The following is a 25,522-nucleotide window of genomic DNA, read 5'->3' as shown; positions in this document are numbered from 1 at the left end:
GACGGACAGTAGCGCGGGGCGGTCAGGACCCCGCGCCGCCGACCGCCTCGCGGCCACGTGCCATCGGGATCCCCGACGCCACCAGGCCGGTGCGCTCGGTCCACCCGTCCGGCACCTGGCCGGGGTCGTCGCCCAGGTCGACGGCCCGGTTGTCCGCGTCGACGAGCACGACGTGCGGCGTGTACGTCCGCGCCTCGGCGTCGGACATCGTGCCGTAGGCGATGACGATCACGACGTCACCGGGGTGCACCAGGTGCGCCGCCGCGCCGTTGACGCAGACCTGACCCTCGCCGGGCTCCCCGGCGATCGCGTACGTCGTCAGGCGGGCGCCGTTGGTGACGTCGACGACGTCGACCTGCTGGCCGGGCAGGATGTCCGCGGCCTCCAGGAGCTCCGCGTCGATCGTGATCGAGCCGACGTAGTGCAGGTCCGCGGCCGTGACGGTCGCGCGGTGCACCTTGCCGGTCATCATCGTGCGCTGCAGCGTCGTCACGCGACACCTCCGTCCGTGAGGTCCGCCGCGGGCGCCGCGGCAGCGACAGGCGCGCCGCGCAGCGTCAGCGGTGCGTTGTCGATGAGCCGCGTCGCACCGACGCGCGCCGCGAGGAGCAGCACGGCGTCCGACGTGCCGGCGTCGGCGGGCGCGAACGTCCCGGCGTCGACGAGCGCGACGTAGTCGACCGCGTCGTCGTCCGACAGTCGCTCGTCGAGCACCGCCCGCGCCGCGGCGACCACCGCAGCAGGTCCCTGCCCGGCCTCCGCGGCCCGCCGTCCGGCGTCCAGGGCCGCCGACAGCCCGAGCGCACGCGCTCGCTCCTCGGCCGTGAGGTAGGCGTTGCGGCTCGACAGCGCGAGCCCGTCCGCCTCCCGCACGGTCGCGTGCACCGCCACGTCCACCGGCACGTCGAGGTCGTGCACCAGACGACGCACCGCGGCGACCTGCTGCGCGTCCTTCTGCCCGAAGACCGCCACGTCGGGGCGCGTCAGGTGCATCAGCTTGAGCACGACCGTCAGCACGCCGTCGAGGTGCCCCGGCCGCGACTCCCCCTCCAGCAGCTCGCCCACGCGCCCCGCGGACACGCGCACCGTGGGTTCGCCGTCGGGGTAGACGACGTCGACCGTCGGGGCGAACACGACGTCCTGCGGGCGCAGCAGGCCGGGGCCGGACAGCAGCGCGAGGTCGCGCTCGAGGTCGCGGGGGTAGCGCGCAAGGTCCTCGGTGGGACCGAACTGCAGCGGGTTGACGAAGATCGTGACGACGACGAGGTCGGCCAGGGACCGCGCGTGCTCGACGAGTGCCAGGTGCCCTGCGTGCAGCGCGCCCATCGTCATGACGACGGCGCGCCGGTACGGCCGCCGCCCGGTGTCCGTCTCGGACCGCGGCAGCGACGAGGCGTCCTGCGCGGCGAGCGCCGCGGCCAGGCTGTCCCGGTCGCGCGCGAGCGCGGGGTGGGTGGTGCTCATGAGTCCTCCTGCGACGGGGTGCCGTCGTCCTCGGCCGGGCCGTCCTGCCCGGGTGGCCCCGCGGGCGGCGTTCCGTGGTCCCCCTGCTGCAACACCGACGGGGTCGTGATGATGCCCGCGAGCGCGTCCAGGACGTGCTGGGCGGCGTCCGCGCGGACCAGCCCGGCGCTCAGCGCACGTGCCGTCGCCGCGCGCGACAACGCACCGTAACCCGTCGGGACGTCCACCGCCCCGCTGGCCGCCCCCATCGCCGCGAGCACCGCGACGTGCTCCGCGACCGTGCCCGCGTCGCCCCGGCGCACCGGGCCGGTCAGTGCGGAGATCGCGCCGGCGCCGCCCTCCCCCGCGGCGTCCTCGGCGCGCAGCGCACCGTCGAGCGCGGCCTCCAGCAGGGGACGCAACACGTGCCCGGGTTCTTCGACGCCCGCCGCCCGCAGTGCCTGCGCCGCCTGGGCCACCAGCACCACCAGGTGGTTCGCGCCGTGCGCGAGCCCCGCGTGGTAGAGCGGGCGCTGGTCCTCCGCGACGACGACGGGCTCACCGCCGATCTCCACGACGAGCGCCTGGCCGATCGGCAGCACCGGGCCGGGCGCCGTGACGGCGAACGCGCAGCCGACGAGGCGCGACAGGTCGAGCGACGTGCCCGTGAACGTCATCGCGGGGTGCAGCGCGAGGGGGATGACGCCCGCGGCGCGAGCCGGGTCGAGGACAGCCGTGCCGAACCGCCCCGACGTGTGCGCGACGATCTGCCCGGCCTGCCAGGCACCGGTGTCCGCGAGGCCGCGGACCAGGGGCGCGAGCACGTCGTCGGGCACCGCGAGCAGCACGAGCTCCGCGCGCCGCACGACCTCCGGCACCTCGAGCACCGGGACCCCCGGCAGCAGCGTGGACGCGCGCTCGCGCGACTCCGCGGACACCGCCGAGACGCCGACGACCGGGTGTCCGGCGCCCCGCAGGGCGCTGCCGAGCACGGCGCCGACACGTCCGGCACCGACGATGCCGACACCCAGGCGCCCCGGCCGGGACGCGGCGTCCGCGCTCACGGCTGCGACTCCCGGGGGTCGGACGCCCGGTCGTCCTGCGGGCCGTCGGGCAGGTTCGTCGGCAGTGCGCCGGGCACGGCCGGCGGCAGCGCGTCGGCGCCCAGTGCGGCGTGCGGCGGCTGGGCGCCCGCCACCTCACCGGCACCACCGATCTTCGCGTCAGCGGCGCGCATCCACAGCTCCGGTCCGGCGACCGCGCGCGCCTCGCGTGCGCGGTGCGACTGCACCTCCAGCAGTGCGGCCGCGACGTGCTGGTCGAGGTGGTCGACGCGCGGCGAGACGGGTCCGGGGGTCGAGTGCGTGACGAACGACGCGAGCTGGAGGCGCCGCTGCAGCGGTCCCTGCTCGAGCCCGATGCTCTGCGTGCGCTCGTGCGGCACGACGACCACGCTGCGCCACCACCGGCCCGACCGCATGATCAGGGCGGTCCGGGTCACCAGGACGCCGTGCCGCCGCCAGCTCAGCGGGTCGAGCCAGCGCGCGCTGCGGGGTGCGGGCGTGAACCCGCCGTCGTCGTCGAGGCCCGTGAGGGCGGCGTCGAGCGTGGCCATCGGGTCGTCGACCCCGAGGTCCGGCAGGACGAGCCACAGGGCGATCCCGGCCTCGGCGCGCGTCGCCACCGGGTGCAGGACGGAACCCTTGTCGATGTCTGCCGTCACGCCGTAGCCGGCGACGTTGATCTGGACGCGCCACCAGTCGGGGCGTCGCCACAGCGGACCCTGGGTGAGGCGCACGGCCTGGACGCGCCCGGGCGGGACGGTCTGCGTGCGGGTCTCCGTCAGGCCGTGCCGCAGCCGGATGCCATCCGGTGACACCGCGGCACGGAACGTGGCGCCGGAGTTGATGCGGCCCCAGACGAACCCACCGGCTCCGAGGGCCGCGGGGACCAGCACGAACATGCCGCCGATGTCCCCGACGACGATGCTCACGACGATCATGACGACGACCCCGACGAGCAGGAACCACGGCGGGACGGACCACAGGATCGACCGGATCAGCCGGGGCATCGGCAGCTCGTAGACCTGGCGCTCGGGGGCGGCCGCGTAGACGGGCGGCAGGGTCGGCGTCGCACCGGCCGTGGCCGGGACCCCGTCCGGACCACCCTGCTGCGGCTGCGACGTGCCGGGCTGCGTGGCACCGTCGGACACCGCCTGCGGACCGACGCCGGCCGCGAGCGCGAGGATCTGCGCACGCAGCGCGGTCGCCTCCGACTCGCGCAGGAACGCGAGCTGCACGGCGGAGCCCGCACCCCCCGCGACCTCGAGGTTGAGCTGCGCGAGCCCCAGGAGCCGCGCGAGCAGCGGCTGGACCACGTCGACGGCCTGCAGCCGGTCGAGCTGCGCCTGCCGCTGCTGCCGGAAGAGCAGACCCGTGCGCAGGTGGACGGCGGTACCCGTGACGGCGTAGCGCATGACCCGCCACGCCAGGGCCGAGTACACGAAGCCCCCGATCCCCACGAGGAGGACGACACCCAGGATCACGAGCCACGCACGGCCCGGCCCGAGCGCGTCGGCCATGTCCCGCAGCATCTCGGACATCTGGAACCCGATGACCGCGATGAACGCGACCAGCACCTTCCAGCCGCGCAGCGCCGGTGTCACCGGGTGCAGCCGACGCCAGTCGTAGCCCTCCTCGTCGACCGGCTGCTGCGCGGGGCCCTGCAGCGTGCTCACAGCCCCGCCAACCGGGCCTCACCGCGCGACGCGAGCCGGTCGCGCAGGCGCGCCGCCTCGGCCGGCGGCAGACCCGGGATCGTCGCGTTGGTGCCGGGCGCCGCGGTGTGCAGCTCCACGGTGGCGATCCCGAAGCGCCGCGCGAGCGGGCCGGAGCTCACGTCGACGAACTGCATGCGGCCGTACGGGACGACGACCAGGGAGCGCAGCATGATGCCGCGACGGACCAGCAGGTCGTCGGCGCGCTCCGCGTAGCGCAGGGCACGCACCTGCCGGCGGACGAGCAGGGCGCTGAACCCGAGCAGCAGGGCGAGCACCGCGGGCGCCGCCCACAGCCACGGCACGTCGACGGCCGCAGCGACGGCCACGGTCGGCGCGAGCAGCACGACGGCCCAGATCGCCAGCACGACCAACCGTGCCGTCGCCAGTCGCGGTGACACCGCGGTCCACTCGACGTCGTGCAGGTCGAACGGGTCGGCACCGGGTGCCGCGTCGTGCGCCTCGGGATTCGTGGTCATGCGCTCATCCTCCCGCACCGGGAGGTGCCTGCGGGTCGGTCGCACGGCCGAGCGCCCGCGCGCAGGCGTGGTGTCAGCCGGCGGTCGGGTCGAGGTCGGCGCCGCGGGCCATCCTGGGCTCCTCCGCGTCGGGCGGGGGGATCCGGCACCAGTGCTCGACGACGAGCCCGACGACCGTCAGGGCGACCGCGCCGAGCACCGCGAGCCCTGCCGCGCCCGCGCGCGACAGGTTGCCCGGCACGTCGGCGTCCGTCAGCAGCGAGAGCGCCTGCCCGCCGTACCACCCGGTGAGCAGCGCGCCCGTGTAGCACGAGGCCTTCGCCAGGACGGCCGTCCGCGCGGCGCGCACGGGGTCCAGCGTCGGCCGCTTGCCGCGCTGGTACTGGCGCACCGCCCAGCCCATGGAGAGCACGACGCCGCCGATCACCAGCTCGACGAGGACGACGAGGCCCGGGACGTCGGGCGGCGTGGCAGCACCCCGCCCGACGATCATCTGCATCACCCACCAGGTGACGGCGGCGACGCCGACCGCGACCAGGACGAGCGTGCGCACGCGGGTCGCGCTCACGGCAGGTGCGCCTCCCCCACGCCGTCCGGCTCCGCGTTGGCCGCGGGCACCGGGGCCGTCAGCCAGTCCAGGGCCATCCAACGCACGCCGTCACGGTCGGGTGCCGTGGCCGCCAGCTGCGCGACGGGTCCGCCGCCCAGGCCCGGCAGGAACGCCTCGGGGTCCACCTGCGCCCAGGGCTGCAGCACGAAGGCGCGCTCGTGCGCCCGGGGGTGCGGCAGCTCGAGGTCGTCCGTGACGGCCTGCGTGGCGCCGTACACCACGATGTCGACGTCGAGGGTGCGCGGCCCCCAGTGCTCGAGCCGCTCGCGTCCGTGCCGCTGCTCGACGGCGTGGACGGCCCGCAGCAGGTCCCGCGGCGCCAGCGTCGTGCGCGTCAGGACGACGGCGTTGAGGTAGTCGGGCTGCTCGGGCCCGACGGCGGCGGTGCGGGCCAGGGGCGAGACGGCCACCACCTCGATGCCGGGGGTCGCGGCGATGTCGGCCACGGCCTGGCGGAGAGTCTCCTGCGCGGGGCCGAGGTTCGCGCCCAGGGCGAGGACCGCTCGGACCGGCTCCGCCGGGGGCTGGTCGAGCGCGTCGAGCACCAGCTCGCCCTCCTCGACGTCGGTGATCGGCGCCATGAGCTCGGTCCGGGCCGGGTCCGGGGCCGCGCTCACCGCGGGCATGACCCCGGTGGGCACCGCGCCGGTGGGCGCAGGCCCGACGACGACGGCGCCGCCGTCGGGGCCCTGGTCGTGACCGAGGCGCGACGCGTCCGGCACCGGGGCGGACGGCGCCCCGAGCGGGGGCGACGGCGGACCCGTCACGGGCTGCGCGGGTGCCGCGAAGGGCGGGAGAGGCGGGGCCGGTGGTGTCGGCGGCACGGGCGCGGCCGCCGGTGCGGGCGGCGCGGCAGGTGCCGGTGCGGCGGCCGCGGGGTCCGACGTGAGCGGCAGCGGAGCGGTGCGCGGACGCAGCCCGGCCTCGACGGGTCGGCGCAGCGGGCCCGTCGCGGGGCGGTACGGCTCGGCAGCGGGCAGCTTGGTGCGGTCACGCCGGATCGACACGACGACGTCGTCGAAGGGCACCGTGATGGGCGCGTGCGGCTTGTGCACGGACACGTCCACCGCCTGCACGTGCGGCAGGGCCAGCACGGTGGCCGCGATCCGCTCTGCGACGGTCTCCACGAGGTCCACGGCCTCACCCGCCAGCACGGCGGCGACGAGCTGTGCCGCAGTGCCGTAGTCGACCGTGTGCGCCAGGTCGTCGCCGGCCGCCGCGCGCCGGGTGTCCATGTGCACCACGACGTCGGCGACGAACGTCTGCCCCTCGCGCCGCTCGTGCTCGAACACCCCGTGGTAGCCCGTGGCGCGGACGCCCGTGAGCCGGATCTGGTCCAGCCGGCGCCCGCTGTCGTCGTGCACGTCGTCCTGCGCGTTCACCGTGCTCCTTCCCGTGCGGCACCCGTCGTCGCGTGCCGAGTCGTCGCGTCCTGCGTCGTGGGTCCTGTCGTCTGTTCCGCGGTCGCGCGGCCCGCCGTCGCGCGACCGGCTACGTCCTGCTGCGCGTCCCGCCACCGGGCGGCGACCCGGACCGCCGCGACCGACGCCCGCACCTCGTGGACGCGCACGGCCCACACCCCCGCGGCCGCGGCCAGCGCCGTCACCGCCGCCGTCGCGTCGTCGCGCGCGGCCGGCGGCGCGGGCGTCCCGTCGGGGCCTGCCATCAGGTGCCCGAGGAACCGCTTCCGGCTCGCGCCCACGAGCACGGGGTAGCCGTCCGCGACGAGCTCCGGCAGGTGCGCCAGCAGCGGCCAGTTGCTCTCCCCGGTCTTGGCGAAGCCGAGGCCCGGGTCCAGCACCACCTGCTCGTCGCGCACCCCCGCACCCCGCAGCACGGCGACCCGCTGCGCGAGCTCGCGGCGCACCTCGGCCACCACGTCGTCGTACGCGTCGTGCGCGTCCATGACGTCGGCGTGCCCGCGCCAGTGCATGGCGACGTACGCGGCACCCGTGCGCGCCACGACGGAGGCCATGTCGGGGTCCGCCAAGCCGCCCGAGACGTCGTTGACGAGGACGGCACCACGGTCCACGGCCTGTGCTGCGACCACCGCGCGCGTGGTGTCGACGCTGACGACCGCGCCGTGCGCGACGAGCTGCTCCACCACCGGCAGCACGCGGGCCAGCTCCTCCTCGACGGGGACGCGCGCCGCGCCGGGCCGGGTCGACTCACCACCCACGTCGAGGAGGTCCGCGCCCTCGTCCAGCAGGCTCAGGCCCCGCTCGACGGCACCCGCGGCGTCGAACCAGCGCCCACCGTCGGAGAACGAGTCCGGCGTGACGTTGACGACGCCCATGACCAGCGTGCGCGCAGGTGCGCGCACCGCGACGGGGAGCGCCGCGAGCCGGGACCCGATCCGGCCCGCACCCCGTGCGCTCACCCGCTCGTCCATGTCGGTCCCGTCAGCGCCCCGTGACCAGGCTCATGGCCTCGGCCCGGGTCGCCACGTCACGCATCTGCCCGCGCACCGCGGACGTCACGGTCCGCGAGCCCGGCTTGCGCACGCCGCGCATCGACATGCACAGGTGCTCGCACTCCACGACGACCAGCACGCCCCTGGGGTTGAGGACCTCGACGAGCGCGTCGGCGACCTGGGCCGTCAGCCGCTCCTGCACCTGCGGGCGACGCGCGTACACGTCGACCAGCCGCGCGAGCTTGGACAGCCCCGTGATGCGGCCGTCCGCGCCCGGGATGTAGCCGACGTGCGCGACGCCGTGGAACGGCACGAGGTGGTGCTCGCACGTGGAGTACACCTCGATGTCACGCACCAGCACCATCTCCTCGTGCCCGAGGTCGAAGGTGGTCGTGAGCACGTCGCGGGCGTCCATCGCCAGCCCCGCGAAGATCTCGCGGTAGGCCCGCGCGACGCGTGCCGGGGTCTCCCGCAGCCCCTCGCGCTCGGGGTCCTCCCCGACCGCCAGCAGCAGCTCGCGCACCGCACGCGCCGCGCGCTCCTCGTCGTACGGGCCCACGGCACGCCCGCTGTGGCCGCGGGTCGCGGAGATCGTGGAGGGCGCACCGACCGGGTCGGGGCTGGTCGCGTCCGTCACGTCAGTGCGGCCCGTCCATGTCCGGCGTGTCCTGCGGCGGGAGCTCGACGACCGCACCGGCCGGGTGCTCCGGGTGCGCCGCCGCGGCCTCGTCCTGCGGGATGACCGGGTGACCGTTCAGCGCCGCCTTCTCGGCCGGGGTCAGGACCGGGCCGCGGTCCGAGACCGCACGCTCGTCGCCGGACAGCCACACGTCGCGCGGCGGCCGCTTGACGACCGGGGCGAAGATCTGGGCGAGCTGCTCCTGGTTCAGCGTCTCCTTCTCCAGCAGCTCGAGCACCAGCGCGTCGAGGACGTCGCGGTACTCGACGAGCACGTCGCGCGCCTCGTCGTGGGCGCGCTCGATGAGCGCGCGCACCTCGACGTCGATGGACGCCGCCACGTCCTCCGAGTAGTCGCGCTGGTGGCCGACGTCGCGCCCGAGGAACATCTCGCTCGACTCCTGGCCCAGCTTGATCGCGCCGATCCGCGCGCTCATGCCGTACTGCGTGACCATCTTGCGGGCCGTCGACGTGGCCTTCTCGATGTCGTTGCTCGCGCCGGTGGTGGGGTCGTGGAACACGAGCTCCTCGGCGACGCGGCCGCCCATGGCGTACGCGAGCTGGTCGAGCAGCTCGTTGCGCGTCGTGGAGTACTTGTCCTCCATCGGCATGACCATCGTGTAGCCCAGGGCGCGCCCGCGCGGCAGGATCGTCACCTTCGTCACCGGGTCGGTGTACCGCATGGCGGCTGCCACCAGGGCGTGACCGCCCTCGTGGTACGCCGTGATCTTGAGCTCCTTGACGTTCATGACGCGCGTGCGCTTCTGCGGGCCGGCGATGACGCGGTCGATCGCCTCGTCCAGCGCCTCGTCGTCGATGACCTGCGCACCGCGGCGCGCGGTGAGCAGCGCCGCCTCGTTCAGGACGTTCGCCAGGTCGGCGCCGCTGAAGCCCGGGGTCCGGCGCGCGACGACCGCGAGGTCGACGCCCGGCGCCATCGGCTTGCCCTGCGAGTGCACGGCGAGGATCCGCTCGCGCCCCTTGAGGTCCGGCGGCTCGACCGCGACCTGGCGGTCGAAGCGGCCCGGGCGCAGGAGCGCGGGGTCGAGGATGTCGGGGCGGTTGGTCGCCGCGATGAGGATGACGTTCGTCTTGACGTCGAAGCCGTCCATCTCGACGAGCATCTGGTTGAGCGTCTGCTCGCGCTCGTCGTGCCCGCCGCCCAGGCCGGCGCCGCGGTGCCGGCCGACCGCGTCGATCTCGTCGACGAAGATGATCGCCGGGCTGTTCTCCTTGGCCTGCTGGAACAGGTCGCGCACGCGGCTCGCGCCGACGCCGACGAACATCTCGACGAAGTCCGAGCCGGAGATCGAGTAGAACGGGACTCCCGCCTCACCCGCGACGGCGCGGGCGAGCAGCGTCTTGCCGGTCCCGGGCGGGCCGTACAGCAGCACGCCCTTGGGGATCTTGGCGCCGACGGCCTGGAACTTGGCCGGCTCGGCGAGGAACTCCTTGATCTCCTGCAGCTCCTCGACGGCCTCGTCGACGCCCGCCACGTCCGCGAACGTGACCTTGGGCGACTCCTTGCTCACGAGCTTCGCCTTGGACTTGCCGAAGCTCATGACCTTCGAGCCGCCGCCCTGCATGTTCGACATCAGGAACCAGAACAGGCCCAGGATGATGATGAACGGCAGCACGAGCGTCAGCAGGCTTCCCCACCACGTCGGCTGCGGGACCTTCGAGGTGAAGCCCTCGGGCGGGTCCGCCGCCGTGATCGCGTCGACCACCTGCGGGCCCTGGGGCGTGACGTAGAAGAAGTAGACCTGCTTGCCCAGGTCGCCCTTCTCGTCCGGGTCGGGGTCGTAGGCCTCGCTCAGCGTGAGGTCGACGCGCTGCGTCCCCTCGGTGACGAGGGCCTGCTCGACCTTGCCCTCCTCGAGCAGCTCGAGTCCGACGGACGTGTCGATCTGCTGCACGGTGGGCATCTGGAGCATGCCGAAGGCCGTCAACGTCAGGGCGACGGCGAGGGCGACCCAGATGAAGGGGCCGCGGAAGAGACGCTTGAAGTTCATGGGCGATCGGGGCGTGGCCCCTCATCCTCCGCTCGACGGGACACTGTCCCTGAAAGTACACGCTGGACCCGTGCACGCCCGGTGGTGTTCGCCCAGGGCACAGGGGCCTGGCCGAGGCGCCCGGGGACCGGGCGCCCCTGCGTCAGGACTGGTAGACGTGCGGCGCGAGCGTCCCGACGAACGGCAGGTTGCGGTAGCGCTCGGCGTAGTCCAGGCCGTACCCCACGACGAACTCCGTCGGGATGTCGAAGCCGACGTACCGCACGGGCACCTCGACCTTGGCGGCCTCCGGCTTGCGCAGCATCGTGGCGATCTCGACCGTCGCCGGCCCGCGCGAGCGCAGGTTCGACAGCAGCCACGACAGCGTCAGCCCCGAGTCGATGATGTCCTCCACGATGAGGACGTGGCGGCCCGTGAGGTCCGTGTCGAGGTCCTTGAGGATCCGCACGACGCCCGACGACTTGGTGCCCGACCCGTAGGACGAGACGGCCATCCAGTCCATCGAGACGTTGCCGCGCAGCCGGCGCGCGAGGTCCGCCATCACCATGACGGCGCCCTTGAGGACGCCGACGAGCAGCAGCGGCTCACCTGCGTAGTCGGCGTCGATCTGCGCCGCCATCTCGTCGAGGCGCGCGTGGAGCTGCTCCTCGGTCAGCAGGACCCGCTCGAGGTCGTCACCCATGTCCGCCGCGTCCACCGCTCACTCCCGGTCGTCGTGCTGGTTCGTCGTGCTCGTCGGGCCACCGGCCCGCGGTCCCCAGGTGGGTTCGCGTCACCCGTCCTCGTCGGCCGCCGCGAACGGCAGGCCGAGGTAGAGCCTGCCACACGCGCGTGACGCGACCCGGCCACCGGGCAGGTGGACGGGACCCTGCCCCCGCCATGCGGTGACCAGTGCCTCCACGGCCAGCACCTGCACGCGCGCGAGCCCGCCCGGCGGGCAGCCGGCGCGGACCGCGGCGTCGTGCAGGGCGCGACGCCGGACCGCAGGGGGGGCCTCGGCGAGCGGCCCGACGTCGAGGACCACGTCACCCGCGCGCTCGCCCGCGGGGGCGTCGCGGACCGCCGCCGCGAGGACCTCGGCGGCTGCCGAGTCCACCGCGTCGGTCGCGTCCGCGAGCGCGTCCGCCGTCCGCGCCAGGGCCTGCGCGACACCCGGCCCGAGGACCTCCTCGAGCACCGGCAGCACCTCGCTGCGCACGCGGGAGCGCAGCGGCAGGTCTTCGCGGGCCACGGCACCTGCGGGCAGCCCCGTGGTCGCCGGGTCGCGGCCGTTGCCCGGGTCGTGCCACGGCACCAGCCCTTGCGCCGCGCACGCGGCCTCGGTGTCCGCGCGCCGGAGCGCCAGCAGGGGACGGCGCAGGCGCCCGCGCACGGGACGCATCCCGGCCAGCGCGCGCTCCCCCGACCCGCGGGCGAGCGCCAGGAGCACCGTCTCGGCCTGGTCGTCGAGCGTGTGGCCCAGGAGCACCGCGTCGGCGTCGAGGTCGTCGGCGACCGCGTCGAGCGCGGCGTAGCGGGCGGTCCGTGCGGCGGCCTCGGGTCCGCCGGCCGTCCCGACGTCGACCCGCACGACGCGCACGGGGTCGAGGCCGAGCGTGCGGCACGTGGCGGCGGCGGCGTCCGCGACGTCGCGCGACGCGGGGTGCAGGCCGTGGTCGACGACCACGGCGCCCGCCCGCCACGGACCGCCCGCCCGCGCCTCCCAGGCGAGGGCGGCCGCGAGCGCAAGGGAGTCCGCACCGCCGGAGCACGCCACGAGCACCGTCGCACCCGGGCCGAGGTCGCCGAGCGCGCGGCGCACGGCCACGCGCATGGCCGCGACGGCAGGCGCCGGCCCGGTCATCCGTGGAGGGTCATCCGTGGACGCGGCGGACCCACGCCTCGGGGTCGCTGATCTCCGCGGCGCTCGGCAGCGTCCCGGGGCCGCTCCACACCGCGTTCAGCCCGTCGAGCCCGACGCGGCCCCGCACGGCCCGCACGAACGTCGCGCCGTCGCGGTACTGCGCGAGCTTGAGGTCCATGCCGAGCACGCGGCGCACGAGCCCCTCCAGGCCCTTCGCCTTCGCGGCGTCGTCGCGTCGCCGCTCGAACGCGCGGCGGATCGACCGGACCGTCGGCACGACCGCGGGACCCACCTCGTCCATCATGACGTCGGCGTGCCCCTCGAGCAGGGCCATGATCGCGCCCACCTCGTCGAACACCTCACGCTGCCGCGGGGTCAGCAGCGACAGCACGCCGCCGTCGCCGTACGTGACGGCGCGCACGACCGCGCCCAGGACGTCGTCGAGCCGGGGCAGGCCGACGGCCTCGTGCTCGCCGTTGGGTGCGAGGTCCGCGAGGTCGGACAGCAGCTCGGCGGACCGCGTGCGCAGGTGGTCGGCGAGCCAGGGGGAGGCAGCGAACTGCAGGGCGTGCGTCTGCTCGTGCAGCGCCACCCACAGCCGGAAGTCGTGCCCGTCGACGCCGAGCTGGCGCTGCGTGGCCAGCACGTTGGGCGCGACCAGCAGGAGCCGTCCGGGCTGCCCGGGCTCCGCCGTGAACGGGTCGTACTGCCCGATGACCTTGCCGGACAGCAGCGCGAGGACGCCCCCGACCTGCGCCGCGGCGGCCAGCCGGGCGGCGTCGGGCACCTCGACGGGGGTGCCGTCGCGGCGGGTCGCCAGCGGCGCGGCCATCTGCGCGAACATCTCGGCGTTCGCGGCGGCCCAGCGCGGCCGGTCGACGACGAGGACGCGGGAGATCGCCGCGGGCTCACGGCCGTCGGCGGGTGTCAGGCCCGTCGCGTCGACCACGTGCCGGGCCGCGACGGCGGCCACCGCGCGCAGGTCGGTGACGAGCTCGACGAGGGTGGCACGGTCGGCGACGGGGCCGGGGGCGGCGACGCGGCCCGCCAGTCGCGCGGCAGCGCGCCAGTCGACGGGTCCGGGGGCGGTGGGCTGCACCGGCACACGGTAACCCGCGCGACGCCCCGGTGCGGGGCGAGGGCGGACGTCGAGGACGTCACGGGTCCTCGCGTGGCGTCAGCGGCAGCCGCAGGCCGCCAGCGCGGCGACGAACCCGTCGATGGCCTGCCGCGGCGCCCACTGCCCGCCCTCGGGCGTCTGGTCGGCCATGACGGCGAACACGAGCTGTCGGCGCTGGGCGTCCAGCACCGTGCCGGCGAGCGACGTGACGCGCGGCAGCGACCCGGTCTTGGCGCGCACCAGCCCCCGGGCGTCGGACTTCGTGTACCGGTCCGACAGGGTCCCCGTCAGGCCCGCCACCGGCATCCCGACGGCGACGTCGCGCAGGACGGGGTGGGCGGGGTCGGTCGTCAGCCGGACGATCTCGGCCAGCAGGGCCGGCGACAGCGACGAGCCCGCACCCAGGCCCGAGGCGTCGGCGAGCCGCGCACCCGTCACGTCGACGCCGAGCGTGGCGACCTGGCGCAGGACCGCCTGCGTGCCGCCCTCGAAGCTGGGTGGCAGGCCGGCGTCGAGCGCGACGAGGCGCGACACGACCTCGGTGATGGAGTTGTCTGACGTCTCGAGGAAGTAGTGCACGACGTCCACGACCGGGGCGGACTCGACACGCGCGAGCTCCGCGCCGTCGCCGGCCGACGGCACGCGCGCCGGGTCGCCCTGCACGCTCACCCCCGCCTCGGCCAGGCGCTTGGCGAAGATCTTCGCGGCCTGGATCGACGGGTCGGCCGACCGCGGCGCGTACTCGCCCTCGCGCAGCCGGCCGACGTCGACCGCGAGCGCCGTGACCGGTGCGACGAACCCCTCGCCCACGTTGGCGGGGTGCCACGCGGGGCTGACGGCGGGACCGGTGAACAGCGAGTCGTCCACGACGAGGCGCACGCTGGTCACGCCCTGCAGCGCGAGCGCCGCGGCGGTGCGGGCCGCGAGGTCCGCCAGGCCGGCCCGCCCGAGCGTCGAGCCGGGGTCGCCGGCGCCCGCCGCGAGCATCATGTCCCCGCCGCCGACGATCGCGATCGTGCCCTCGTCCACGCGCACGACGCGCGTCGCGAGCGTCGCGTCGGGGTCCAGCGCCGTCAGCGCGGCCACGCCCGTGAGGACCTTCGCGGTGGAGGCCGGCACGAGCCCGGCGTCCGCGGCGTGGGCCGCCAGCACCTCGCCGGTCAGCTGGTCCACGACGGTCACGCCCACGCTCGGACCGAGCCGCGGGTCGACCGCGAGCGCGTCGACCAGCGCCTGCACCTGGCCCGCCGCGGGCAGCGGGACCTGCGCGTCCAGGTCCCCCAGGGCGCGCGGCACGGCGGTCGGCTCGACGGCACCGGGTGCCGTCGGGAAGGGCAGGGGGTCGGCGACCGGCGGCGCGAGCGTGACGATCCCGGGCACGACGTCGTAGGCGTCGGCCGTCGCGTAACCGCCCGCTGCGAGCACCACGACGAGCGTCCCGACACCCGCCACCCGTGCCGCTGTGGTCATCGTCACCCGCCTCGTGGTCCCGCGGCCGGTACCGCCGCATCGGTGCGTCAGACTACTGTCCGTCACAGCGGCGCCCGGGGACGACGACGCGCCCACCGGCCGATCGACCCCCACCGCCGACGGGCGGGGACGCGTGGAGGAAAGCACAGTGGAGTTCGACGTCACGATCGAGATCCCCAAGGGACAGCGCAACAAGTACGAGGTGGACCACGCCACGGGGCGCATCCGCCTCGACCGGATGCTCTTCACCTCGACGCGCTACCCGGACGACTACGGGTTCATCGAGGGCACGCTGGGCGAGGACGGCGACCCGCTGGACGCGCTGGTCCTCCTGGAGGAGCCGACGTTCCCCGGGTGCCTGATCCGCTGCCGCGCGCTCGGCATGTTCCGCATGCGCGACGAGGCCGGTGGTGACGACAAGGTGCTGTGCGTCCCGACGGGCGACCAGCGCGCCGCGTGGCGCCAGGACATCGACGACGTGTCCGACTTCCACCGCCTGGAGATCCAGCACTTCTTCGAGGTCTACAAGGACCTCGAGCCCGGCAAGTCCGTCGAGGGCGCGCACTGGACCGGCCGCGCCGAGGCGGAGGCGGAGATCGAGCGCTCGCGCCAGCGTGCGATCGACTCGGGGTACTACCACCACTGACGCTGCCGCACCGGTGTGCGACCCGTGATCGGCACGGCCGTTCGTCGCGGCCGGTGACGGCAGCTGCTGGATCGCACGGGAGCTAGATCGCAGGGGAACGAACCCAGGGCTCCTCAGGCGTGCTCCCGGGGCGGAAGCCGACGTGCTCGAGCATCGCCGCGGCCTCGGGAAAGCCCGACGCGACGGCCTCCGGCGTGTGGGCGTCGCTGCCGAAGGTCACCGCCTTCCCACCCGAGTCGGCCCACCACTGCGGGATCCACGACCCGAGGCGTCGCGTGTTCATCTCGAGCGCACGACCACCCTCGGCGATCGACCGCAGCGCCGCACGGAACCCGTCCTCGAACACGCGCGGGTCGAACGGCCCTGCGGTGGCGACGGGCCACAGGCGGACCGCGTAGTCGATGTGGGTGACGACCTCGAAGGCCTCGGACCCCTCGACCATGGCGGGCACCTGCTCGAGGTAGGCGTTCATGACCTCGGCCGGGTCGTGCGTGCGGAACAACGTGTGAGGCTCTGCCAGGCCGTCGCCGAGGTCGAGCAGGTGCAGCGAGCCCAGAACCCGGTCGACGAGGTCCAGGTCGACGATCCCCGCCGCTCGGTCGCCCCAGAGATGGGGTTGCCCGAGCTCGACACCCGTGTGGATGCGAAGCTCGGGGAACTCGTGTCGCATCCGGTCGACGGCCTCCAGGTAGCCCGCCGCGTCGAAGGGTGCGAACTCGACACGGCCGGCATCGTTCAGCAGGTCCTGCTGATGGGGCATCAGGTCCTGGGGCTCCGCGTGCCACGTGTCAGGGAGGTCCAGGTGCTCGGTGAAGTAGATCGCCGCCAGCCCGATCCTCACGGCCTGCTCGCACGTCGCCCGCATCCGCCCGGCAGCGTGCGACCGAGGTCCTCCTGTGTCCCAGGACCACTCGCTGTGCACGTGGCTGTCAGCCGGCAGCGTCATGCCCCGCATCGTGCCCGACAGGCCTCCCACCGGGCATGCTCCGGCGGCCCGTGCCGCCGGGGGAGAGGTCAGGGCCGCCCGGCGAACGGCATGGTGCTCGACCAGCGCATCGACGTGACCCGCAGGGGCACGCCGGGCTTCGACGCCTCCATGATCTGACCGTTCCCGATCCACATCGCCACGTGGTAGATGCTGTTCGGGTCGTTGGCGTTCTCACCCCAGAACACCAGGTCCCCGGGGCGAAGCTGGTCGTAGCTGATCTTGAGGACCTGCTTGTACTGGTCGCGCGACGTGCGGTTGATGGTCACGCCGGCGGCACGCCAGGCCTGGCTGGTGAGGCCCGAGCAGTCGTAGCCGCTGGGACCCGATCCGCCGTAGACGTACGGCAGGCCGACCTTCGACTGCGCCCAGGCGGCTGCGGCCGCACCCGAGGCGGCGGATCCGCGCGACGTGCCGGTGCCGAGTCCGTAGCCGTTGGACGGGGCGGGAGCGGGCGCAGGAGCCGGAGCGGGGGCCGGTGCAGGTGCCGGTGCGGGTGCGGGGGCCGGTGCGGGGGCAGGAGCCGGCGCAGGGGCAGGAGCGGGAGCAGGAGCAGGTGCGGAGCCACCGCCCGGCGCGGGGGCGGGGGCGGGAGCAGCCCCCCCGCCGCCCTGGCTCGGTGCGGGTGCCCCGCCGGGCGTCGCCGCGGCGGGCGGCTGCGTCCGGTCGGCCTGGGCTGCGGCCTCGACCCGTGCGCGACGCTGGGCGTCGACGGCGTCCTGCCGGGCCCGCTCGACCTCGGCGCTCGTCTGCCGCGCGGCTGCGAGCGCGGCGATCAGCCCGTCGCGCTCGGCCTGGCCGGCAGCGAGGGACGCGTCGGCGTCGGACCGGGTGCGCTCGGCCGCGTCGAGCGCGTCCTGCGCGGCGGCGGCGGCGTCACCCGCGGCCTGCGCGGCGACGGCGGAGCGGCGCTCCATGGTGCTGGCGACGAGCAGCGTCGCCTGGTACTCCTGCACGGCCTCGTCGGCCTTGCCGGTCGCCTGGTTGAGGGCCGTGGTCCGGCGGGCGACGTCCTGGAACCCGTCGGCGGACAGCGCGGCCTGCAGCACGTCGCTCGCCCCGCCGGTGCGGGCGAGCTGGCGGGCGAACGTCACGAGCTTGCGTCGGGCCTCCTCGGCCTGCTCGGCGGCCTCGGCGGAGCGCCCGGCGGCGTCGCGGGCGCGGGTGCGTGCGGCGTCGGCGTCGACGACGGCCTGGGTGTACGACTCGGCGGCGCTCTGGACGGCGATCTCGGCCGACTCGGCGGAGGTGGCGAGCTGGGCGAGCCGGACCTCCATCTGGGCGACCGACTGCTGGGCGCGTCCGACGGCCGCGCGGGCGTCGCGCACCTCGTCCGTCGACGGCGCCGCGGCGGCCGGGGTCACGACCAGCCCGAGGGTCAGCAGCCCGACCGGCAGCACCGCCAGGCCGCGCGGGACCCGCCGCGCGAGGGGTCGACGCGCGGCACGAGCGCACGCCGCGTCGCGCCCTGCCGAGGGGGTCGGTCCGGGCTCGGGTGTCACGCCTGCGTCACGCACCCTGGGCACGCTACCTGTGGGTTTCCCACAAGAGAACACCTGTCACACCCGTCCCAGAAGTCACATCGTTGTGGTTCGGGAGCAACCCGGACAGACCTCCTCGGCCGATCGGGTGAACCGGGGTGCAGCGCGGTCGAGGCCGTGCGTCACGCACCCGCTGCTCCTCCTGCCGAGCGCCGTCGACCCCTGTGCCGAGCGTGCCGACGAGACGAGCGCGTCTTGAATGCTGAGACGGGCGTGTTGAGGAGTGGGACGCGCGTCGTAGTCTCCTGCCATGACCCGTCGAATGTGTCGCTGACCAGCGCACGTTCTCCCCTGCCCGCGAGCAGCTCCCGCCCCCCACGTCGAGGGATGTCGGCACCGCGGCAGGCCAGGGCACGGCACGTGCGCATCCCCCTGACCCCCCGCGGGCGGGCGTCGACGGCGCGCTCCTCGGGACGAGTCCCCCACCCCGACCGACCGGCAGCGCCGGTGAGGAGCACACCATGAGCAACGAGAGCTGGAGCTTCGAGACCCGCCAGATCCACGCGGGCCAGAGCGCCGACGCCACCACGGGGGCGCGCGCCCTGCCGATCTACCAGACGACGTCCTTCGTCTTCGACTCCGCCGAGCAGGCCGCCGACCGGTTCGCGCTCAAGGAGCTCGGGCCGATCTACACGCGCATCGGCAACCCGACCACCGAGGTCGTGGAGAACCGCATCGCCAACCTCGAGGGCGGCGTCGGCGCGCTGCTGCTCGCGTCCGGGCAGGCGGCCTCGACCTTCGCGATCCTCAACGTCGCCGAGGCGGGCGACCACGTCGTCGCCTCCCCCAGCCTGTACGGCGGCACCTACAACCTGCTCAAGCACTCGCTGCCCAAGCTGGGCGTCGAGACGACGTTCGTCACCGACCCGCACGACGCGCAGGCGTGGCGCGACGCGATCCGCCCCAACACCAAGGTCTTCTTCGCCGAGACGATCCCCAACCCGCAGGCCGACGTCCTCGACATCGAGCTGGTCGCGGGCGTCGCGCACGAGCACGGCGTCCCGCTCGTCGTCGACAACACCGTCGCGACCCCGTACCTGATCAACCCGCTGCAGTGGGGTGCCGACGTGGTCGTGCACTCGGCGACCAAGTACCTCGGCGGGCACGGCTCCGCGATCGGCGGCGTCGTCGTCGACGGCGGCACGTTCGACTACGCGCAGCACCCCGAGCGGTTCGCCAACTTCAACACGCCCGACCCGTCGTACAACGGCCTGGTCTTCGCGCGGGACCTCGGCGTCGGTGGCGCGTTCGGCGTGAACCTGTCCTACATCCTCAAGGCGCGCGTGCAGCTGCTGCGCGACCTCGGCGCGGCCATCAGCCCCTTCAACGCGTTCCTCATCGCGCAGGGCATCGAGACCCTGTCGCTGCGCGTCGAGCGGCACGTCGAGAACGCCCAGAAGGTCGCGCAGTGGCTCGAGTCGCGCGACGAGGTCCGCAAGGTCCACTACGCGGGGCTCGAGTCCAGCCCGTGGCACGCCAACCAGCTCAAGTACGCACCGCGCGGCGCCGGCGCCGTCCTGGCCTTCGAGCTCGACGGGGGTGCGGCGGCCGGGCAGGCCTTCGTGTCGGCGCTCGAGCTGCACTCGAACGTCGCCAACATCGGCGACGTGCGCTCCCTGGTCATCCACCCGGCGTCGACGACGCACAGCCAGCTCACGCCCGAGCAGCAGCTGCAGTCGGGCGTCACGCCGGGGCTCGTGCGCCTGGCTGTGGGCATCGAGCACATCGATGACATCCTGGCCGACCTGGACGCCGGCTTCCGCGCCGCCAAGGACGCCTGAGACCCTGCTCCCCGAGCACCGACGGAAGGCATCGGCCCGATGACGCAGCCCGACCCCCGCACCGACGCACCGGACCGCACGCCGCCGCGGCGTGCGATGCCCGGCGCGCAGGACGGTGCGGGGTCGGGCGGCCTCGCGGTCCCGGACCCGCTCGTCGGGCGGCGCGCACGCCGCGGCGCGACGCTCGGCAGCCGCCGCCCGCTGCCGGAGCGGCCGCCCATGCCCGCCAGCGCGGCGTGGCGCGACGGCTCCGACCCCGGCCGCCGGCAGTTCGCCGACCTCGGGCCGCTCAAGCTCGAGTCGGGCGGCCGCCTGCCCCAGGTCCGGCTCGCCTACGAGACGTGGGGCGAGCTCGACGAGGACGGCAGCAACGCGGTCCTCATGCTGCACGCCCTGACGGGCGACTCGCACGTCACCGGCGACGCGGGACCCGGGCACCCGACCCCGGGCTGGTGGCAGTCGATGGTGGGCCCGGGTGCCCCGATCGACACCGACCGCTGGTTCGTCGTCGCGCCCAACGTGCTCGGCGGGTGCCAGGGCTCCACGGGCCCGGCGTCGACCGCGCCCGACGGGCAGCCGTGGGGCAGCCGGTTCCCGCTGCTGACCGTGCGCGACCAGGTCGCTGCCGAGGTGCGCCTCGCCGACCTGCTGGGCATCGACTCGTGGGCGCTGGTCATCGGCGCGTCCATGGGTGGTCACCGCGTCCTGGAGTGGGCCGCCACGGCACCCGACCGGGTCGACGCGATCGCGGCGATCGCGACGTGCGCGCAGACGTCGGGCGACCAGATCGCGGGTTTCCACACGCAGCTCGCCGCGGTCGTCGCCGACCCCCGCTACCGCGACGGCGACTACTACGACGTCCCGGACGGCGAGGGGCCGCACGTGGGCCTGGGCATCGCCCGGCAGATCGCCCACCAGACGTACCGCTCGGCGGTCGAGCTCGACACCCGGTTCGGGCGCATCCCGCAGGGCGCCGAGGACCCGCTGGAGGGCGGGCGGTTCGCGGTGCAGTCGTACCTCGACCACCACGGCGACAAGCTCGCCCGGCGCTTCGACGCCAACAGCTACGTCACGCTCACGCGGACGATGATCACGCACGACCTGGGTCGTGACCGCGGCGGCGTCGAGGCGGCGCTCGCACAGGTGACGGCCCGTGCGCTGGTCATCGCGGTCGACAGCGACAGGCTGTTCACGCCCGAGCAGTCCGAGCGGGTCGTCAGCGCGATCCCCGGGGCACGGGCCGTGCGGTACGTGCACTCCGACTTCGGGCACGACGGCTTCCTCATCGAGGAGGACCAGGTCGGTCGGCACGTCGCGGACTTCCTGCGCGAGGAGGTCCGCCCGCGCTGACCTCCGCAGGGCAGACGCGGGCGCGCCGCCGCGCGGAAAGCGGCACCATGGGCGCATGCCCGTGGACGTCATGACTGCCGCCGCCGCCCTGCGGACCCAGTGGGACCGCCTGCACGACTGGGTCGGCCTCATGGCGGACCCACGTCTGGGCCGCGCGGAGTCGGTGCTCGAGGGCTGGACCATCGTCGAGCTGTGGGCCCACCTGGGCCGCGCGATGGACGCCCTCGCCGTGTGCACGCCGCTGCCGGCCGGCACCGTGCCGCTCACGCTCGCGGAGTACCTCGGCTCGTACCCGCACCGGGCCGCCGACATCGCCGAGACGACGCGGCAGCTCGCCGCCGAGCACGCGGCCGACCCCGTCGGCTACGTGACGGCGTCGGCCCGCGCCGCGTTCGCGACGCTGGACGCCCTCGGCGCGCACGACCCGGTCGTCCAGGCACGACGCGGCCCCGTGCGGCTGTCGACCATGACGCTGTCCCGGGTCCTCGAGCTCGTCGTCCACGGCGACGACCTGTACCGCTCGGTGCGCCGCGCCCGCAGCGCCGACGCCGTCCCCGACCCCGTCGACCCGGCCGCGCTCGAGCTCGTCGCCGACGAGCTGCTCGCGATCGTCCGGGCACGCGGCGGCTGGGACCTCGAGGTCGTGGACGCGCGCCGGTGGCTGCGTCTGGCCGCGGGCCGCGCCCCGTACGACGTCGACGAGCTCGCCCTCGCGCTGCAGGCGCGCTACACGTCGGACGCCGTGCCGGACCTGGGGCGCATGCTCCCGCTCCTCTGAGGCGCCGGTGCCCGACACGGCCTGACCAGCGCGGTCTCCTGTCGTCACGGCCCGCACGGCGGGCTAGCGTGAGGCATGCTCTCCGCGCGCGTCGTGTCCTTCCACCCCGACGACCCGCTGCGAGGGCTCGAGGTCGGCGACGTACCCGAGGCTGCCCCGCCGGACGGGTGGGCGACCGTCGACGTGCGCGCCGCGTCGCTCAACCACCACGACCTGTGGTCGCTGCGCGGCATCGGCCTGCGCAGCGAGCGGCTGCCCATGGTGCTGGGCACCGACGCGGCCGGTGTCGCCGCGGACGGGCGCGAGGTGGTCGTGCACGCGGTCGTCGGCGGCCCCGACGGGCGCGGCGTCCCGGCCGACGAGCCGCGCACGCTGCTGTCCGAGCGCTACCCCGGCACGCTCGCGGAGCGCGTCGCCGTCCCGGCGTGGAACCTCGTCGACAAGCCCACGGAGCTGACGTTCGCCGAGGCCGCGTGCGTCCCCACCGCGTACCTCACGGCGTACCGCATGCTGTTCCGCTCCGGTGCGGCCCAGCCCGGGCAGCGCGTGCTCGTGCAGGGCGCGGGCGGTGGCGTCGCCGTCGCCGCCGTGCAGCTCGGGTCCGCCGCGGGGCTCGAGATGGTCGTCACCGGCCGGGACCCCGCCAAGCGGTTCCGCGCCCTGGGGCTGGGCGCGGCGCAGGCGGTCGAGCCGGGCACTCGCGTGGGCCGGGTCGACGTGGTGCTGGAGACGGTCGGGCGGGCGACGTGGGAGCACTCGGTGCGATCCGTGCGCCCGGGCGGACGGATCGTCGTCGCGGGCCTGACCTCGGGCGACCCGGAGCCGGCGTCGCTGACCAAGGTGTTCTTCCAGGAGATCAGCATCGTCGGCGCGACCATGGGCACGCGGGACGAGCTCGGACAGGTCCTGGCGTTCCTCGCGCGCACGGGCGTCCGGCCGCTCGTCGACTCGACGTACCCGCTCGCACGAGCCGCGGACGGGCTGGCGCGCCTCGCGTCCGGCGCGCACGTCGGCAAGATCGTCGTCGAGGTCTGAGGCGTCGTGCTGCCCGCGCCCCCGGACGCCCCGCCGTGGGACGGTGCGGCCCTGACGACCGACTGGTCGCCCGACGCGCTCGGCGACGGGTTCGAGGCCCGGCGCCTGGACCTCGCCGACGACGACGAGGGCGAGGTCACCGCGACGCTCGTGCGCAGCACGCCGGACCCGGCCGTCCGCCCCGCGCGGGCCGTGCTCTACATCCACGGCTGGTCCGACTACTTCTTCCAGACGCCGCTCGCACGGTTCTGGCAGTCCCAGGGCGCCGCGTTCTACGCGCTCGACCTGCGCAAGTACGGTCGCTCGCTGCGGCCGCACCAGACCCCGGGCTACATCGACGACCTGCGCACCTACGACGAGGAGATCGGTCAGGCGCTCGAGGTGATCCGCTCCGAGCTCGGGTCCGTCGCGCGCGTCATGCTCATGGGCCACTCGACGGGCGGGCTCGTGCTGAGCCTGTGGGTCGCGCGGCACCCCGGGGTCGTGCACGGCCTGGTGCTCAACTCCCCGTGGCTCGAGCTGCAGGGGTCCTCGCTCATGCGGCACCTGTCGGGTCCGGCGATCACGCGGCTCGCGCGGTTCAACCCCAAGGCCGCCCTGCCCAACATCGACCCCGGCTACTACGCGCGGACCATCGCGGCGGGCGGGGAGTGGAAGGTCGACGAGCGCTGGCGGCCCACGCCGTCGTTCCCGGTGCGCGCCGGCTGGCTGCGCGCCGTCTTCACGGGACACGCCACCGTCGCCCGCGGCCTGGGGATCGACGTGCCGATCTTCACCGCGCTGTCCGACCGCAGCCTCATGAGCCCGCGGTGGAGCGAGGAGATGGGCTCGGCCGACATCGTGCTGGACACCGAGGCCATCGCCCGGCGCACCGTGCAGCTCGGGCCGCTCGTGACGACCGTGCGCATCGAGGGGGCGATGCACGACCTGACGCTGTCGGCGCGCCCGGCCCGTGACCGGTTCTACGCCGAGCTCACGCGCTGGCTCGTCGCGTACGGCTGGAGCTGAGCCGCAGGTCGCCCCGGCGGGTCACAGCGCGCCGGTGGCCTCCGAGAGCGTCGGGCCGCCGTCGCCCAGCCGCCACGCCCGCCACCCGTCGACGCCCTCGACGCCGGACACCGTCGCCGCCGCGACGTCCGGGTCGGCCACGACGCGCCCGTCGGGCAGCTCGATCATCCCGTCGGAGCGCAGCAGGGCGGAGAACCGCTGACCGCGGCGCTCGCGCACCCACACGAGCGTCGTCACGGCACGGCGCCGCTTGGCGAGCATCGCGAGCTCGGGGTACGGCCAGTCGGGACGCTGTGGCTGTGTGACGTCGTGGTCGGAGCGCTCCCCCACGGGCTGACCGCGCGGCGGGGTCGGCGCGTCCACGTCGGCCGGGCGCACACCGGCGCCGTCGACGACCGCCGCGCGCAGCCCGGCGACGGGCGTCAGCGTCGGCGGCCCCTCGAGCATCGACGCGGACGGCAGGACAGACGCGTCCCGCGGCCACTCGGTGACGTCGGGCCGGCCGGGGCCACCGTGGCGCGGCGCGTCCGCCGGGGGTTCCGGCGGCTGCGCCGTGGGGCCGGCCGTGCGGAACGGCAGGGGCGTCGGCTCGGTCACGCTCCCGCGCCGCCCGATGGGCGTGGGGGCGGGCGGCTCGGTGCGCTCCGGCGGGGTCACGGCGCGCAGCTCACCGGTCGGCAACGACTTGCCGCGCCCCGACGGCAGCCCGGTGCGGTCCGGCTCGTACGCCATCGCGGTCGCGAACGCTTCGCTCGAGCGCACCAGGCGCAGCGCGGTCGGCTCGACCGTGCGGCGCACCCCCTCGTGCAGGGCCAGCGGGGAGACCTCGAGCAGGCGCCGCTCGTCACCGCGGACGACACCGACCTGCATGACGTCGACCTGGTGCTCGCCGCCGCGCAGGAACCCCAGGGTGTCCGTGGCCTCGGCGGCCACCTCGGAGCACAGCAGCAGGAGCCGCACGCCCGTGCGCCCGCGCCCCGCGGCGGCGCCGAACGGCACGTGCTCACGGAACGCCGCGAAGTCGACGGCGAACCGGCTGGGGTCCACGTGGTAGGCGCGGGCCAGGTCGGCGGTCGTCATGCGGGCCGCCGCACCCCCGTGGCGCAGCGCCGCGACGATCGCGTCGTCGTCCAGCACCTGCGCGACGGCGACCACGACGGGGCGCCCGGCCGCGTCGAGGGCCAGCAGCTCGGGCAGCTCGGCGCGGTCGGACGAGCCGCGTGCGCGCACGACGAACAGCGGCTCGCCTGCGATCGCCGCGAGGTGGTGCGTGACCAGGGCCGTGACCTCCTGCGCGAACGAACCCGCGAGCGGCTGCATCGGCTGGACGAGGCGAGGGCGCCCGTCGTCGAGCTCGAAGATCGGCATGTCGCGTCCGGGCCTTCCTTGCACAAGCGGGGCGGTCGTGACGGTGACACGCCGCAGGCGCGGCGTGTGACACCGCCTGGACACTGTCCCACATCTCGGGCGGCCGGGTCAGCCCGTCAAACGGAGGACGGACAGTCCGTCCCACGTCCTGGTCCCCTGTCCAGAAGATCCCCCCACGGTCGGACG

23 protein-coding genes are annotated in these 25,522 nt (G+C 75.2%); 6 read left to right on the top strand and 17 right to left on the bottom strand.

Annotated elements, in window-relative coordinates; translation table 11 throughout:
* Positions 1–22: 22 nt before the first annotated feature.
* From panD to dacB, 14 genes are all read right to left on the bottom strand, one after another.
* A complete protein-coding gene (panD, locus tag NP048_RS03450; protein WP_227578091.1) occupies positions 23–493 on the bottom strand; it encodes an aspartate 1-decarboxylase in 471 nt (156 codons plus the stop codon).
* Positions 490–1,464 (bottom strand): pantoate--beta-alanine ligase, encoded by a 975-nt coding sequence (panC, locus tag NP048_RS03445; RefSeq protein WP_227578090.1) that lies wholly within the window; start codon positions 1,462–1,464, stop codon positions 490–492. Before panC ends, panD begins: the two co-directional genes overlap by 4 nt.
* Positions 1,461–2,507 carry a Rossmann-like and DUF2520 domain-containing protein gene (locus NP048_RS03440; protein WP_227578089.1) on the bottom strand — a complete coding sequence of 349 codons (1,047 nt, stop codon included), beginning with the start codon at positions 2,505–2,507 and terminating at the stop codon, positions 1,461–1,463. Before NP048_RS03440 ends, panC begins: the two co-directional genes overlap by 4 nt.
* A complete protein-coding gene (locus NP048_RS03435) occupies positions 2,504–4,180 on the bottom strand; it encodes a PH domain-containing protein (protein WP_227578088.1) in 1,677 nt (558 codons plus the stop codon). The genes NP048_RS03440 and NP048_RS03435 overlap by 4 nt, the downstream gene beginning before the upstream one ends.
* Complete coding sequence (locus NP048_RS03430) at positions 4,177–4,698, bottom strand: PH domain-containing protein (RefSeq protein WP_227578087.1); 522 nt, start codon at positions 4,696–4,698, stop codon at positions 4,177–4,179. Before NP048_RS03430 ends, NP048_RS03435 begins: the two co-directional genes overlap by 4 nt.
* A gap of 73 nt (positions 4,699–4,771) precedes the next feature.
* A complete protein-coding gene (locus NP048_RS03425; protein WP_227578086.1) occupies positions 4,772–5,266 on the bottom strand; it encodes a DUF3180 domain-containing protein in 495 nt (164 codons plus the stop codon).
* A complete protein-coding gene (gene folK / locus NP048_RS03420; RefSeq protein WP_227578085.1) occupies positions 5,263–6,690 on the bottom strand; it encodes a 2-amino-4-hydroxy-6-hydroxymethyldihydropteridine diphosphokinase in 1,428 nt (475 codons plus the stop codon). Before folK ends, NP048_RS03425 begins: the two co-directional genes overlap by 4 nt.
* The gene (gene folP, locus NP048_RS03415) at positions 6,687–7,700 is read right to left on the bottom strand and encodes a dihydropteroate synthase (RefSeq protein ID WP_372456836.1); all 1,014 of its coding nucleotides are present in this window, start codon (positions 7,698–7,700) and stop codon (positions 6,687–6,689) included. The genes folK and folP overlap by 4 nt, the downstream gene beginning before the upstream one ends.
* A gap of 10 nt (positions 7,701–7,710) precedes the next feature.
* Positions 7,711–8,313 (bottom strand): GTP cyclohydrolase I FolE, encoded by a 603-nt coding sequence (gene folE / locus NP048_RS03410; RefSeq protein ID WP_372456842.1) that lies wholly within the window; start codon positions 8,311–8,313, stop codon positions 7,711–7,713.
* Between the two features lie 46 nt (positions 8,314–8,359).
* On the bottom strand, positions 8,360–10,411 hold the full coding sequence (gene ftsH / locus NP048_RS03405; protein ID WP_227578084.1) for an ATP-dependent zinc metalloprotease FtsH: 2,052 nt from the start codon (positions 10,409–10,411) through the stop codon (positions 8,360–8,362).
* Between the two features lie 142 nt (positions 10,412–10,553).
* Positions 10,554–11,108, bottom strand: coding sequence for a hypoxanthine phosphoribosyltransferase (hpt, locus tag NP048_RS03400; protein WP_227578083.1), 555 nt, complete (start codon positions 11,106–11,108; stop codon positions 10,554–10,556).
* A gap of 75 nt (positions 11,109–11,183) precedes the next feature.
* Positions 11,184–12,254: a tRNA lysidine(34) synthetase TilS gene (gene tilS / locus NP048_RS03395; RefSeq protein ID WP_227578082.1), complete on the bottom strand. Its 1,071-nt coding sequence runs from the start codon at positions 12,252–12,254 to the stop codon at positions 11,184–11,186.
* Positions 12,255–12,264: 10 nt separating this feature from the next.
* Positions 12,265–13,353, bottom strand: coding sequence for a zinc-dependent metalloprotease (locus tag NP048_RS03390; RefSeq protein ID WP_227578081.1), 1,089 nt, complete (start codon positions 13,351–13,353; stop codon positions 12,265–12,267).
* 78 nt (positions 13,354–13,431) lie between these two features.
* Positions 13,432–14,844: a D-alanyl-D-alanine carboxypeptidase/D-alanyl-D-alanine endopeptidase gene (gene dacB, locus NP048_RS03385; RefSeq protein WP_227578080.1), complete on the bottom strand. Its 1,413-nt coding sequence runs from the start codon at positions 14,842–14,844 to the stop codon at positions 13,432–13,434.
* Between the two features lie 148 nt (positions 14,845–14,992).
* Between dacB and NP048_RS03380 the strand changes: the two genes are divergently transcribed.
* The gene (locus NP048_RS03380) at positions 14,993–15,490 is read left to right on the top strand and encodes an inorganic diphosphatase (protein WP_227578079.1); all 498 of its coding nucleotides are present in this window, start codon (positions 14,993–14,995) and stop codon (positions 15,488–15,490) included.
* 82 nt (positions 15,491–15,572) lie between these two features.
* Here NP048_RS03380 and NP048_RS03375 read toward each other — a convergent pair whose 3' ends face one another.
* Both NP048_RS03375 and NP048_RS19300 read right to left on the bottom strand, forming a co-directional pair.
* Complete coding sequence (locus tag NP048_RS03375; RefSeq protein WP_227578078.1) at positions 15,573–16,436, bottom strand: PHP domain-containing protein; 864 nt, start codon at positions 16,434–16,436, stop codon at positions 15,573–15,575.
* Between the two features lie 68 nt (positions 16,437–16,504).
* Positions 16,505–17,992: a C40 family peptidase gene (locus tag NP048_RS19300; protein WP_284439720.1), complete on the bottom strand. Its 1,488-nt coding sequence runs from the start codon at positions 17,990–17,992 to the stop codon at positions 16,505–16,507.
* A gap of 485 nt (positions 17,993–18,477) precedes the next feature.
* On the opposite strand from NP048_RS19300, the gene NP048_RS03365 reads away from it, so the two are divergent.
* The 5 genes from NP048_RS03365 to NP048_RS03345 all read left to right on the top strand — a co-directional run bounded on the left by NP048_RS03365 (position 18,478) and on the right by NP048_RS03345 (position 23,968).
* Positions 18,478–19,797 (top strand): bifunctional o-acetylhomoserine/o-acetylserine sulfhydrylase, encoded by a 1,320-nt coding sequence (locus NP048_RS03365; RefSeq protein ID WP_227578077.1) that lies wholly within the window; start codon positions 18,478–18,480, stop codon positions 19,795–19,797.
* 39 nt (positions 19,798–19,836) lie between these two features.
* Positions 19,837–21,147, top strand: coding sequence for a homoserine O-acetyltransferase MetX (metX, locus tag NP048_RS03360; protein ID WP_372456835.1), 1,311 nt, complete (start codon positions 19,837–19,839; stop codon positions 21,145–21,147).
* A 55-nt stretch (positions 21,148–21,202) separates the two neighbouring features.
* Positions 21,203–21,925: a maleylpyruvate isomerase N-terminal domain-containing protein gene (locus NP048_RS03355; RefSeq protein WP_227578076.1), complete on the top strand. Its 723-nt coding sequence runs from the start codon at positions 21,203–21,205 to the stop codon at positions 21,923–21,925.
* A 75-nt stretch (positions 21,926–22,000) separates the two neighbouring features.
* Positions 22,001–22,960, top strand: a complete 960-nt coding sequence (locus NP048_RS03350) for a zinc-binding dehydrogenase (RefSeq protein WP_227578075.1) — start codon at positions 22,001–22,003, stop codon at positions 22,958–22,960.
* Between the two features lie 9 nt (positions 22,961–22,969).
* Positions 22,970–23,968, top strand: a complete 999-nt coding sequence (locus tag NP048_RS03345; protein ID WP_255620337.1) for an alpha/beta hydrolase — start codon at positions 22,970–22,972, stop codon at positions 23,966–23,968.
* Between the two features lie 21 nt (positions 23,969–23,989).
* Here NP048_RS03345 and NP048_RS03340 read toward each other — a convergent pair whose 3' ends face one another.
* The gene (locus NP048_RS03340) at positions 23,990–25,336 is read right to left on the bottom strand and encodes a restriction system modified-DNA reader domain-containing protein (RefSeq protein WP_227578073.1); all 1,347 of its coding nucleotides are present in this window, start codon (positions 25,334–25,336) and stop codon (positions 23,990–23,992) included.
* Between the last annotated feature and the right edge of the window lie 186 nt (positions 25,337–25,522).

The organism is Cellulomonas xiejunii, assembly GCF_024508315.1.
GTDB lineage: Bacteria > Actinomycetota > Actinomycetes > Actinomycetales > Cellulomonadaceae > Cellulomonas > Cellulomonas xiejunii.
The sequence above is the reverse complement of the archived record's forward strand: the minus strand, read 5'-3'. Positions and strand labels throughout refer to the sequence as shown.